Genomic DNA, 12,104 nt, shown 5'->3' with positions numbered 1-12,104 from the left:
CTTAGAAAGAAGATGGGTCTACTTTGATACCAACACCTTGTGTAGTAGTGATGGTTACGTTTGTCATGTAGGTACCTTTAGCTGTAGCTGGTTTCGCTTTAACGATAACATCGTGGAAAGCTTTGAAGTTTTCAACCAATTTATCAGCATCAAAGGAAACTTTACCGATGATTGCTTGCACGTTACCTGAACGGTCTGCACGGTAAGTAATTTTACCACCTTTAGACTCTTCAACTGCTTTTGCTACATCCATCGTAACAGTACCAGTTTTAGGGTTAGGCATCAAGTTACGAGGTCCAAGGACACGTCCAAGACGTCCAACAAGTGCCATCATATCAGGTGTTGCAACGACAACGTCGAAGTCCAACCAACCACCGTTGATTTTTTCAACAAGGTCTTCTTCACCAACAAAGTCTGCACCAGCGGCTTTTGCTTCTTCAGCTTTCGCACCACGTGCGAAAACAAGAACACGTTGTGATTTACCAGTTCCGTTTGGCAAGACCATCGCACCACGGATTTGTTGGTCAGCTTTTTTAACGTCGATGTTCAAGTTGTAAGCAACTTCAACAGTTGCATCAAATTTTGCAAAGTTCGTTTCTTTTGCAAGAGCTACAGCTTCTTCTACGCTGTATGCTTTTGTGCTGTCAATTTTTTCAAGGGCAGCACGAAGGTTTTTACTTTTTTTAGCCATTTTATCTTTCTCCTTGTAAGTGGTTCAATCGATTTTCATCTCCCACGTCACTCATCGAAATGATGAAGTCTTGCGGGTTTTGGGTTCCTTTTATTTGTTGAAATCCAGCTCTCAAAAACATTTCAGAAGTTGAAAGCTATGCGCAGTGGTTGATTGGTATTTTCATTCACTTTTCAGTTCTGAAAACACCTAATCAACTGTGCGAGGGTCCTACAACGAACTAAGTAGTTCCTACTTAGTTCTGTATGACTCCCTAGTCAACAACAGTGAATCCCATAGAACGAGCAGTACCTTCAATCATACGCATTGCTGCTTCAACAGACGCTGCGTTCAAATCTGGCATTTTAGTTTCAGCGATTTCTTGTACTTGAGCACGTGTAACAGTTGCTACTTTTTCAGTGTTTGGAGTACCAGAACCTTTTTCAACTCCTGCAGCTTTCTTAAGAAGTACAGCAGCTGGAGGTGTTTTTGTTACGAATGTAAATGATTTATCTTCATAAACAGAGATAACAACTGGGATGATCATACCAGCTTGATCAGCTGTACGAGCGTTAAACTCTTTGGTGAATCCCATGATGTTGATACCTGCTTGACCAAGCGCTGGACCAACTGGTGGAGCTGGAGTCGCTTTACCGGCAGGGATTTGCAATTTAACAATATTTTCGACTTTTTTAGCCATTTTTTAAATCCTCCTTTGTGGTTTTGGCGGTAATGAAAGATTTTTACCTCCCACAAGTATGCGAGTCGCATACCTTTCTAGTATACAGCTTTTTGAAGAAAATGCAAGAGGAAACTTCTTTTCTTTTTAAATTTTTGCCCTAAAAAGGCTTTCCATGTTAAAATGGAGGAAAACGTCAGAGGAGTAGACCCATGCTTTTTTTACAACTACTTGCCCTAGCCCTCCTGGTAGGGATTCCTGTTCTCAGTCTTTTCCTGACCCGTCTACTCCCCATTCATAAGCTAGGGATACGGGCCATGGATTTGATGGTTCCCCTCTTTGCCTACGCCTTTTATTGGGTATCAGACCAGGCCTTTTATCATCATCTATTGCCAGAATTGGGGGTAGCCATGGGCGGATTAGGCCTGATTCTCATCTGCTACTTCCTCATCCGCTACCGAACCTTCTACTATCCAAAATTCTTCAAATATTACTGGCGCCTTTCTTTCTTACTCATGATCTTTATGTATGTGGCCATGACCATCTCTCTTTTTTTCCAAGCAAAATAGTTCAGCCGATGGCTGAACTATTTTTGTTATTCATGCAACTCCAAGGGAAGACCGTCTGGATCAAAGAAAAAAGCCATCTTTTTCTGGTTAAAGTCGTCGTAGCGCAGACCTTGGTGGGAAATTCCCACTTGGTCAAAATAGTCTAAAGTTGCTTCAACGTCCTCAACCTTAAAAGCGAGATGTCGCAACCCTGTCTGTTCAGGATGCGGCAGTGCTGGTCTTTTGGGAGCCCGGGGCTTCACAAATAATTCCAAAACCAAGCCATTTTTTTCAACTAAAATCAAGCGATCTTCTTTTTCGGGTCGGTCGTGATCTTCAAGAATAGAAAAGCCAAGGTGTTCCACATAAAATTCTAACATTCGATCGGCATCATGACCAATAATGGCAATGTGATCTACTCCAGTAAAATTCATTCTATTCTTCCTCCATATGAGTAATAAGAACCTTACGCGGTTTGGTTCCTTCTGCGGGCCCGATAACACCGGCTTGTTCCAACTCTTCCATCAAACGTGTAGCCCGATTAAAGCCAACGGAAAGACGCCGTTGAATCATGGAGGCCGATGCTTTTTGAGTTTCAATCACCAGGGCTTTGGCCTGGGCAAAGAGCGGGTCTCCTTGACTAGCCCCCCCATTACCAGAATCATCCGCTTCACTGACATCTCCTGGGTCAAAGGCTTCATCATAATCCACCTCTGCTTGGTCCTTGATAAAGTTCACCAAAGTCTCAACCGCTTGGTCCGAAATAAAGGAACCTTGGAGACGCACGGGATGATTTTCATCGATTGGTTTAAAGAGCATGTCGCCTCGTCCCAGGAGCTTTTCAGCCCCGTTTTCATCTAAAATGGTCCGGCTATCCGTTCCACTGGATACCGCGAAGGCTACCCGACTCGGGACATTGGCCTTAATCAGTCCACTAATAACATCCACACTCGGACGTTGCGTCGCCAGAATCATGTGAATCCCCGCTGCACGCGCCTTTTGACCCAAGCGAATGATGGCATCTTCCACTTCCTTACTAGCCACCATCATCAAATCGGCGAGCTCATCCACAATCACGACAATCAAAGGAAGCGGCACTTCTTTCAAATCAGACTCCGCATTGTGGGCGGCCACCCGTTCGTTATAGCCTTGGATGTTGCGAGCTCCAACCTTGGAAAAACGTTGGTAGCGATCTTCCATCTCATCTACGACCTTTTGCAGAGCACGACTGGCCTTGCGGGGGTTGGTTACGACTGGAATCAAGAGATGGGGGATGTCATTATAGACTGACAACTCCACCATTTTAGGGTCAATCATCAAAAATTTGACCTGATCCGGACGAGCCTTCATTAAGATGCTGGCGATAATCCCATTGACCGCAACGGATTTTCCGGAACCTGTGGAACCGGCAACGAGCAAGTGTGGCATTTTGGCTAAATCAAAACTGCGAACCTGACCATTTACAGCCTTACCTAAAGGCAATTCTAATAGTTTACCTGGATCGACCTTGGCTTGTTCCCAAAGTTCCCGGAAGCCGACAGTCGCCACCTCACTATTGGGAACCTCAATCCCCACCAAGGATTTGCCGGGAATCGGCGCTTCAATCCGCACATCTTTGGCTGCCAAGGCTAGGGCCAAGTCATCCGCTAGATTCGAAATTCGGTTAACACGGACTCCGACAGCTGGTTTTATTTCATACTTGGTCACAGATGGTCCAATTTCAGCGCGCTCCACCTTGGCATCAATTCCAAAAGAGGCGAAGGTTTGTTCCAAAATCCGGATATTATCTCTGACCTGCTGCTGTTCTCTAGCTTGACTTTTGGCTTTTTCTCTTGGAAACAGGTCGATTGAAGGAAGTCGGTAACCAACATACTGGCTGACAATTGGTGAACGATCAAAGACTACCTCCTCTTGGGGCAGCATCTCGTCCTCTTCCTCCATCGTCTCTACTTCTTCCAAGAAGATGGCCGGTTCTTCTGGAAGCGGTGCTGCTTCCAGAATTTCACCTGTCTCCAAGTCTACCGTTGGTAGAGGGGCTTGAGGGGCAAGCTCTTTTTCATCGGTCACAGCCAACTCTTGCTCTTCTTCCTCTTTTTTTATTTTTGCTTCAAGCCGTCGCTGGCGCTCCCGCAAATAAAGGCTTTCACCTGCTTCGGTTAATTGGTGATACGTATTCAAGAGCCAATCGCCCACATCGTAGATCGAAAGTTGGCTCAAGAGCAGGCTTCCCAGTGCCAAGAAAAGAATTCCAATAAAATAGGAACCTATGTTAGAAAATAAAAATGCTACGGGAATGTAAAGGAAAAGCCCTAGAAGACCGCCACCCACAAACTGCGTCACCTGCAAGCTCAGTAGCTCACTGGTCAAAATACTGAGGTGACCACTAAGGACAGGCATATCTTGCGGCAGGCCACTGACAAAATAGGCTTGCCAAATCAAGAGTAACCCAGCTAAAACTGCGGCCACTCCTGGCCAAAATCCTGGACGATCTCGTAACCACTTGAAGGTAAAAAGATAGATGAAAATCGCGACTAAGAGGGCTGGAGCAAGACTCCCCACACCCCAACGCACTAGATTATAAAGGGTACGCCCAAAAGCCCCCACTTGGAGGAGGGCTATGATGATCAGAACAGCCAGCCCCAGAGAGATAAACATCCGCCGGATTGCTGCCTGCCTAGCCTGTTCAGCCTTACTGGGCCTCCTTGTTTTATTTCCTGTTGATTTCTTTTTCTTTGCCATAGTCCTATTATACCATCTGACCTCCCGTAACCCAAAAACAAGCTCGAATTACTTCTTAGAATGTTTTCCCTTCCTCCAAGGCCAATTCAAAACAAAGTAGAAACCAGTAGCCAAGCCTATACTGATCCACCATTTGAAAGGGAGGCCCAGAAGTAGAGTCCGGAGATAAGCGGTTGCTAAAAATAAAACATTGATAAACACAAGTTTTGTCAAAAATTTCCCTTTCATCTCCACCGTCCTCCTAGTCCTCATATAAGAAAAGAGGCTGGGTACAAAGTACCAGTCTCGAACTTTTATTTAGCAAAAACTCTTTGACGCAGTGGTTGATTCGTTCAAACAGCTAAAAGGCTGTTTGAGGTATCAGATAGGATTTGCGAAGCAAATAACAACTGTTCGCTTTTATTGAGAGAACATTTCATGTTCTCTTATCCAGATACTCAAAGAGTCAATTCCTGACTCTTTGACCTCCGAAAATAACCGAATCAACTTTGACATGAACTTCGTTCATTTCATCTATAAACTCTATAGGCATTCACCATGCCTTTAGACCGGAGGTGATACAAACAGTCTGGGAAGAGACTGTTTGTACCTGAGCCTAACAATAAAAAGAGCGAGGTCGTTTTTGGGAAAAATCGTTTCAGCTTACAACTTGCAATAAAGACTTGTAACGAACTCTTCATTAATCAACGGAGTTCTTTCCCACTCCCTCTCAAATATCCGTATCTAACTGTTTTCGCATTTGATTTTCTTTATGGTGTTCATACAGTTCCCAAGCGAATTTCACAATTTCTTTTAAAATCGAATATAAAGGTATGGCAACAATCATGCCTACGATTCCGTAAATATTACTTGATAACAAAAGTAAGACCATGATGGTAATTGGATGAACCTTCATTACCCCTCCCACAATCCGAGGATAGAGAATATTCCCATCCACCTGTTGAAGGATTAGCATGTAGATCAATGCCATCAGCATTTTCTGTGGATCCAAAAAGGCATAGGTAATCAACATGGGAATCATCCCAATCGTGGGACCCACATAGGGGATCAGATTACACACCCCTTGAAAGATGGCAAAGACCAAAGCATAACGAATGCCGATAATCGAATAACCGGTTAAAGTGAGCGTAAAAATAATCAAGGCATCAATCGAAATTCCACTGATATAGCGTGCGATGGTCTTATTCAAAGTAATCAATAAGGAGGCAATATCCAAAGAATCACGTTTTAAGACTGTCCGTTGCAACATGGGAAGAAGTTTCTTTCCATCCAATAAGAAATAAACCAGAAAAATAGGAGTCATGATCAAAATGAAAGCCGTATTAATAACCGCCGAAAAGAGACTTCCAATACTGGTCGTAACATTATTCAAGATATTTTGTAAAATATCCACATAAGATAAGTTCAAGTCTGCAACCGTTTTCTGAATATCAACATTCCTTAAAATCGGCTCTTCAGCGAGATGATTCACTAGAGACTGGGCTTCACGGTAGATTCCCTGACTCGCATAAATCAAACTCGTTAGCTGATTGATCAAAATTGGGAGTAAATAAACCACCGCCCAAACAAGGAGACCAATCAAACCAGCAACAGCCAACAAACTCCCAAGACCACGTTTGATTTTAAAAACTCTTTCTAAAAACTCAACCAGGGGATTGGTGATGTAATAAAAAAAAGCTGCCAAAAGGAACGGAATTAAAATGGTGTTTAGTACCCGAACAGCCGGTGTAATAATCTCCCCCATTTCCCTCCATAAAAAGAGAACCAGACTACAGAGAAGAATTTCGACAGTCCAGAAAAATAATTTACTCTTTTGAAACATAGCGTCCTCCTCTCCTTATTCTAGCACAAATGTGGTATGATTTTAGAAGAATATTTCAATCCAAGAAAGAGGTGTCCTTTCGTGCGCCGTTTTTTTAACTATCTGGGTCAGTTTGGGAATTATCTCGTTCTCTTGCTGGCCGGGCTCTTTTGTGCCTTCTTTAGTTTTTCAACTCTTTTTGTAACCACTTTTATCCCTATAAAAATTTCCGAGGGAGTCCTTTTTCAAGTCAATCCCTGGTATTTTTTCCCCTGTTTACTCCTGTTCCTATGGGGCTTGCTCCGACTTGGTCCTATTTTTGAAAGAATTTCCGACAAGCAATTCTTCAGATTCCTAACCATCCTCTATATCGTCATGGGGGCCTACCTTCTCTTCAACGTGGAAGGTCAGATTCGAGCGGATGCCAAGCACGTTTACAAGGCAGCCCTGGCTTTCAATCAAGACGATTTTGAATCCCTGACTACAATTGGAGCCTACATGTATCGAAATCCTCATCAACTAGGTCTTCTGAGTTTGGAGCGAATTTACGCTGCTATCCTCCCAACGACCTACCTCGCTTTTGGGATGAACCTGGTCTGGACCCTGACCAATAACTATTTGATCTGGAGATTGGGACGCACCTGGGGATTCAGTCAACTGGCAAGAAATTATCTCCTCTTTTTCAGTTTTGCCTTTCTTCCCCACTTCTTCTTTATTCTCTTTGTTTATGGAAGTACCGTCGGACTGACTGCTTGTCTCCTCGCTTTAACGTCTTATCAAACCTTTGCCCGTAAGGAACAGCTTAGATATGGATTTCTGACAGCTCTATTTCTGGGCCTAGCCTGTGTCATTCGAAACAACTATATGATTTTTGGATTAACCATCCTAGGAATTCTAACCCTCTCTATTCTTAAAGAGTTCACTTGGAAAAAAGTTCTGGTTGGAATTTCTTGTATCATTTGCATGGTTGGTATGAACAAGGCAGTTCTTTCCTATTACGAAGGGGTTATCGGACAGGAGATTGGCCCAGGTACTCCTAAAATTGCCTATGTGACCATGGGGCTTAGGGATGACCCAGATCGAAAAACCCTAGGAGGCTGGTACGATGGCTACAATACTAAAATCCTCCAGCGGAATAATTTTAATGAGGAGCAGGCCACAGAAATGGCCAAGCGTGATCTCCGAAAACGAATTGTCACCTTCATTAAAGATCCTATCTATGCCTTTCGTTTTTTCTTTCAAAAGATTTATTCGACTTGGACCGAACCGACCTTCCAGTCCATTTGGACGGGGCCCAATCGTTGGGAACGAAATCAAGAAACCTTCACGCCCCTCCTACAATCTCTTTATGAAGGGCGTACCGCCTATCGAATCTTCCATTTTTCAATGAGCCTACTCTTGTGGACAATCTACTCTTTCGCTGCCCTTTACCTTTTCCACCTGTTCCGGAAAATCCAACCTGATTTTCCTTCCACTCAGTTAGCAGGCACCATCTTCCTAATGGGTGGCTTTCTCTTTCACCTAATCTGGGAAACGAAGAGCCAGTACGTCTACATGTATATTCTTCTTTTAACTCCTTATGCAGCTCAAGGAGTTGAACTCACTCTTTCTTATTTGAATAAAAAGAAAAAAACTATCAGAACCTAAAAAAATCGACCCTCGGTCGATTTTTTTAGTCCTTGGTGTCTGCCGCAGCCTGAAAGGTCTGCTCTAAAAGCATGGCAATGGTCATAGGGCCTACGCCACCTGGAACAGGTGTTAGGAAAGCGGCTTTGTTCTTGACAGCCTCAAAGTCTACATCGCCAATCAATTTGCCTTCATCATTGCGATTCATTCCCACATCAATGACAACCGCACCCTCTTTGACAAAGTCAGGACCCACAAAATGCCCTCGACCAATGGCTACAACCAAGATATCTGCATCACTAGCTAATTGGGCTAGATTTTCAGTTTTAGAATGAGCAATGGTAACCGTCGCATCTGCTGCCAGCAACATCTCCGCCATAGGCTTACCGACAATATTACTCCGACCAATCACCACCGCTTTTTTACCAGCAGGATTGATTCCGTATTCCTCAAGCAGTGCCATAATTCCAGCTGGTGTTGAAGGAACTCGTAGAGGATCCCCTGTCCACAACCGTCCTACATTGAATGGATGAAAGCCATCAACATCCTTAGCAGGATCGATTGCTTCTAGGACTAAATCTTCCCGAATTTGAGCTGGTAATGGGAGTTGAATGAGGATACCATGCACAGAAGTATCTTGATTCAATTCATCCAACAAGGACAGAAGTTTATCTTCAGACAGGTCTGCAGGATAGCGTAGAATACGGCTTTCAAATCCAGCCTCAACCGCGGCCTTTTCCTTGTTGCGAACATAAACTTGACTAGCCGGATTTTCCCCAACCAAAACGACAACTAAACAAGGCCGAATCCCTTGTTCCTTGATTAATTCTGCTGTCCTCTCAGCCAGCACAGCCCGTTTTTTTAGGGCTAGTTCTTTACCATTCATGACCTGCATCTGAGACCTCCTTTTTTATAAGACCTTACTTAAGAAATCACGAGTCCGTTCTTCTTGGCTATTATCAAAGATAGCTTCTGGACTGCCATCTTCGACTACAACACCCCCATCCATGAAGATAACCCGATCGGCTACTTCACGGGCGAAGCCCATCTCATGGGTCACAATCACCATGGTCATACCTGACTCCGCTAATTCTTGCATAACCGCCAAAACTTCACCAACCATCTCTGGGTCCAAGGCTGAAGTTGGTTCGTCAAACAAAAGTAAATCTGGATCCATGGCAAGGCCACGCGCAATTGCAATCCGCTGCTGCTGCCCACCTGAAAGGGACTGCGGGTAAGCATTCGCCTTATCCGGGAGACCAACTTTGGTTAAAAGCTCTCTTCCTTTTTCCTCTGCCTCAGCCTTATCCATTCCTTTCGTTTTAATCGGTGAAAGAGTGATGTTTTCCAAAACTGTCATATTCGGAAAAAGATTAAATTGTTGGAATACCATTCCCATCTTTTCCCTCATCTTAAAGAGGTCGTTTTTGGAATCGGTAATGTCAACTCCTTCAAAATAGACATGGCCCTTGGTCGCTTCCTCTAAGAGATTCATGGAACGTAGCAAGGTTGATTTTCCACTCCCTGAAGGACCGATGATAACGACCACTTCTCCTCGATGGATTTCTAAATCAATTCCTTTTAAAACCTCATTTTTTCCGAAATATTTGTGGAGGTCTTCAATTTTTAAAATGGTTTCCGTCATTATTTTTTCTCCTCTTGTTTGAGTCGATTTTCGAATGTTTTCAATAGTAAACCTAAAACGCTAGTCAAGGCCAGATAATAAGCTGCTGCTACCAATAATGGTGTGAGAGCTTGATAGGTTGTGGTCGCAACAGTCTGTGCTCCATTCCACAACTCCATGACTCCAATCGTCGCAAGTAACGAACTATCCTTAACAATGGTCACAAACTCATTTCCCAAGGCAGGCAAAATATTTTTCACCGCCTGCGGAAGCACAACATAACGCATGGCATTCGCCGGACGGATTCCCAAGGAATAAGCTGCTTCCAATTGCCCTTTTGGAACTGCGTTAATCCCGGCCCGAACAGTCTCCGAAACATAGGCCCCAGAGTTCATAGAAAGAATAACAATCCCTGGAATCAAACGCGTAAGATCCACCTGTAAGATACCGATTTGAATGGATGGCGCCGTCAAATGTGTCAAAGCAAATGCAATCATAATCTGAACCAGCATGGGAGTTCCCCGAAAGACCCAGACATAGATATTGGCAATCCAACGCAAGATAGTCCACTTAGATCGTTGGGCAAAAGCCAAGAGGACTCCTAAGATGGTTCCAAAGAAGACGACAAAAACCGATACAAAAATGGTTACCAGAGCTCCATAGTTAAAATAAGGGAGAAACTGGGGTAAAAATGAAAATGACATGAAATTCCCTTCCAATAAAAAATGTAAATATCCATTATTCTACCAAAAAGCCCACAAGCAAACAAGCTGAACCCGATTTCCATGCAAAAAAGGATGGAGCAAGCTGATCCTTAGTTTAGATCCTTCTCACCCCATCCTTTCTGCATCTATTAATACAATAGTTCGTAGATTTCCATTGCAATCAAGTCAATACTATCGAAAGTGAACGTTTCACGCGCTTCAACATCACGCAAGGTGAAAATTGAGCCCAGTTCTTCATCCTGACTATAGGAAACTTCGGCTACAACTACACCGTCACGCTCAAAATTCCGTTTCAAATTTCCACCATCTGTCGCCATCTTTTCAAGACGATTGATAATGCGTACCAAATGTGATTCCATTACATTTCTCCTGTTTCCTTAATTCTTACCTAGTATACCATAGAATAGGGTAAATTTCTAGGAGACTTCTTCACTCAAACCCAATTCCTGTAAATTTTTACACTCCCAGATTGCCTTGGGCCCTTCTATCGTTACATCTTTAGGCCCTAAATCCTTTTCCATCCAAATCATATCATACCAGCGCTGGAATTTGAAACCAACTTGTGGAAAATGCGCCACCTGCACATAGCCTCGTTTCGCATGAAAAATCTGACTGGCCACTGAACTGTACGGATCTCCCTCCTGTCCTAAGCCAATGCAGGCCTTAACAGATAGGATTCCCATAGCTTTGAGACAAGTTTCTAGCCGATCATAGAGTAGGTGTCCGAGTCCCCTTCCTTTTTCTTGAGGAGACAAATAAATAGTCGATTCTACTGCCCATGCGTAGGCGGCTGCAGAACGAAAAGGGCCCGCATAAGCATAACCGAGAATCTTGCCATCTACTTCTACCACTAAATAGGGATAAAAGGACTGGATATGGTCCATACGATCCCGGAATTCAGCTAGACTAGGGACTTGATGCTCAAAGGATATCGCAGTTTCCTGGACATAGTAGGCATAGATTTCCAAAAGAGCAGGGGCATCCTCGCTGCGGGCAAGTCTTACGGTTTCATTCATTGTTGTCTCCTTTCTTTTATTCTAAAGCATGAGCCTGAATGGGTCAAGTAGTTCCTTTTCATAGTTTTTACTGTCAATCAAAGATGATTATGTCCCGAAAAAATGATTAATATGGGCTAGAATAATTAGCGCGATTTTATTTGACACCAGGTACCTTTGAAGCTGTTTTTTAAACTAAACCAAGGCTACGATTAGCCTTGGCTATTTAGCCTAACAGCTTCAAACCTGTTGTCAATCAAAATCAAGTAGTCCTAACCCTTTGTAGATTAGGAATCAAAGTAAGAAGATTTGAGTAATTTCTTGCAATTGAGTCCCTTTTTGGTATTATGATTAGGAGGCGTTGATAAGCTCTTGAATTTCTTCTTGAGTTTTACCAATCCTCTGTAGATATTTAGTGAAAGACGCGAGCTTCCATGGGTGAGATTGTGGAGGTATATACCTGCGTCTTTCTTTTTTGTTTTCCTCTGGTTGATCAAATGTTTTAGAATATAGTTCATGTTCAAGTAACTCCTTTGTTTGATAAGTTTTTTCTGCGATGTTTAGATCCCCAATTATTCATACCTAACTTAAAAACCTTCCAGAAACCGTATTGATCACAGGGTTTCTGGAAGGTTCTGCTTTTCACCCATTGGGTGAAACATTCGACTAGACAAAAAAGGATTTCCCCTTTATGATA

12 protein-coding genes and 1 pseudogene are annotated in these 12,104 nt (G+C 43.3%); 2 read left to right on the top strand and 11 right to left on the bottom strand.

Going from position 1 to position 12,104, the window contains the following annotated elements:
- Nucleotide 1 precedes the first annotated feature (1 nt).
- Nucleotides 2-691 carry a 50S ribosomal protein L1 gene (rplA, locus tag I1A59_RS05960; protein ID WP_196091878.1) on the bottom strand — a complete coding sequence of 230 codons (690 nt, stop codon included), beginning with the start codon at nucleotides 689-691 and terminating at the stop codon, nucleotides 2-4.
- A 253-nt stretch (nucleotides 692-944) separates the two neighbouring features.
- Complete coding sequence (gene rplK / locus I1A59_RS05955; RefSeq protein ID WP_160333093.1) at nucleotides 945-1,370, bottom strand: 50S ribosomal protein L11; 426 nt, start codon at nucleotides 1,368-1,370, stop codon at nucleotides 945-947.
- A 191-nt stretch (nucleotides 1,371-1,561) separates the two neighbouring features.
- Here rplK and I1A59_RS05950 point away from each other — a divergent pair, with 191 nt between their 5' ends.
- Nucleotides 1,562-1,918, top strand: a complete 357-nt coding sequence (locus tag I1A59_RS05950) for a DUF3397 family protein (RefSeq protein ID WP_196091877.1) — start codon at nucleotides 1,562-1,564, stop codon at nucleotides 1,916-1,918.
- 26 nt (nucleotides 1,919-1,944) lie between these two features.
- Here I1A59_RS05950 and I1A59_RS05945 read toward each other — a convergent pair whose 3' ends face one another.
- The 3 genes from I1A59_RS05945 to I1A59_RS05935 all read right to left on the bottom strand — a co-directional run bounded on the left by I1A59_RS05945 (nucleotide 1,945) and on the right by I1A59_RS05935 (nucleotide 6,458).
- On the bottom strand, nucleotides 1,945-2,331 hold the full coding sequence (locus tag I1A59_RS05945) for a VOC family protein (RefSeq protein WP_196091876.1): 387 nt from the start codon (nucleotides 2,329-2,331) through the stop codon (nucleotides 1,945-1,947).
- A gap of 1 nt (nucleotide 2,332) precedes the next feature.
- Nucleotides 2,333-4,636, bottom strand: a complete 2,304-nt coding sequence (locus tag I1A59_RS05940) for a DNA translocase FtsK (RefSeq protein WP_196091875.1) — start codon at nucleotides 4,634-4,636, stop codon at nucleotides 2,333-2,335.
- A 709-nt stretch (nucleotides 4,637-5,345) separates the two neighbouring features.
- On the bottom strand, nucleotides 5,346-6,458 hold the full coding sequence (locus I1A59_RS05935; protein ID WP_196091874.1) for an AI-2E family transporter: 1,113 nt from the start codon (nucleotides 6,456-6,458) through the stop codon (nucleotides 5,346-5,348).
- A gap of 81 nt (nucleotides 6,459-6,539) precedes the next feature.
- Here I1A59_RS05935 and I1A59_RS05930 point away from each other — a divergent pair, with 81 nt between their 5' ends.
- A complete protein-coding gene (locus tag I1A59_RS05930) occupies nucleotides 6,540-8,084 on the top strand; it encodes a beta-carotene 15,15'-monooxygenase (protein ID WP_196091873.1) in 1,545 nt (514 codons plus the stop codon).
- A gap of 25 nt (nucleotides 8,085-8,109) precedes the next feature.
- Here I1A59_RS05930 and folD read toward each other — a convergent pair whose 3' ends face one another.
- The 6 genes and pseudogenes from folD to I1A59_RS05900 all read right to left on the bottom strand — a co-directional run.
- The gene (gene folD / locus I1A59_RS05925; protein WP_196091872.1) at nucleotides 8,110-8,958 is read right to left on the bottom strand and encodes a bifunctional methylenetetrahydrofolate dehydrogenase/methenyltetrahydrofolate cyclohydrolase FolD; all 849 of its coding nucleotides are present in this window, start codon (nucleotides 8,956-8,958) and stop codon (nucleotides 8,110-8,112) included.
- A 15-nt stretch (nucleotides 8,959-8,973) separates the two neighbouring features.
- Entirely contained in the window at nucleotides 8,974-9,708 is a 735-nt protein-coding gene (locus tag I1A59_RS05920; RefSeq protein ID WP_196091871.1) for an amino acid ABC transporter ATP-binding protein, read from the bottom strand.
- On the bottom strand, nucleotides 9,708-10,391 hold the full coding sequence (locus I1A59_RS05915) for an amino acid ABC transporter permease (protein ID WP_196091870.1): 684 nt from the start codon (nucleotides 10,389-10,391) through the stop codon (nucleotides 9,708-9,710). Before I1A59_RS05915 ends, I1A59_RS05920 begins: the two co-directional genes overlap by 1 nt.
- 149 nt (nucleotides 10,392-10,540) lie before the next feature.
- Nucleotides 10,541-10,771, bottom strand: coding sequence for a DUF1797 family protein (locus I1A59_RS05910; RefSeq protein WP_135037840.1), 231 nt, complete (start codon nucleotides 10,769-10,771; stop codon nucleotides 10,541-10,543).
- A gap of 57 nt (nucleotides 10,772-10,828) precedes the next feature.
- On the bottom strand, nucleotides 10,829-11,428 hold the full coding sequence (locus I1A59_RS05905; protein ID WP_196091869.1) for a GNAT family N-acetyltransferase: 600 nt from the start codon (nucleotides 11,426-11,428) through the stop codon (nucleotides 10,829-10,831).
- Between the two features lie 330 nt (nucleotides 11,429-11,758).
- Nucleotides 11,759-11,977 (bottom strand): annotated as a pseudogene (locus I1A59_RS05900) (ISNCY family transposase); the annotation flags it as partial.
- Between the last annotated feature and the right edge of the window lie 127 nt (nucleotides 11,978-12,104).

Origin of the sequence: Streptococcus sp. NLN76, from assembly GCF_015686645.1 — a bacterium.
Lineage (GTDB): Bacteria > Bacillota > Bacilli > Lactobacillales > Streptococcaceae > Streptococcus.
This window is presented reverse-complemented; position numbering and strand designations above follow the sequence as displayed.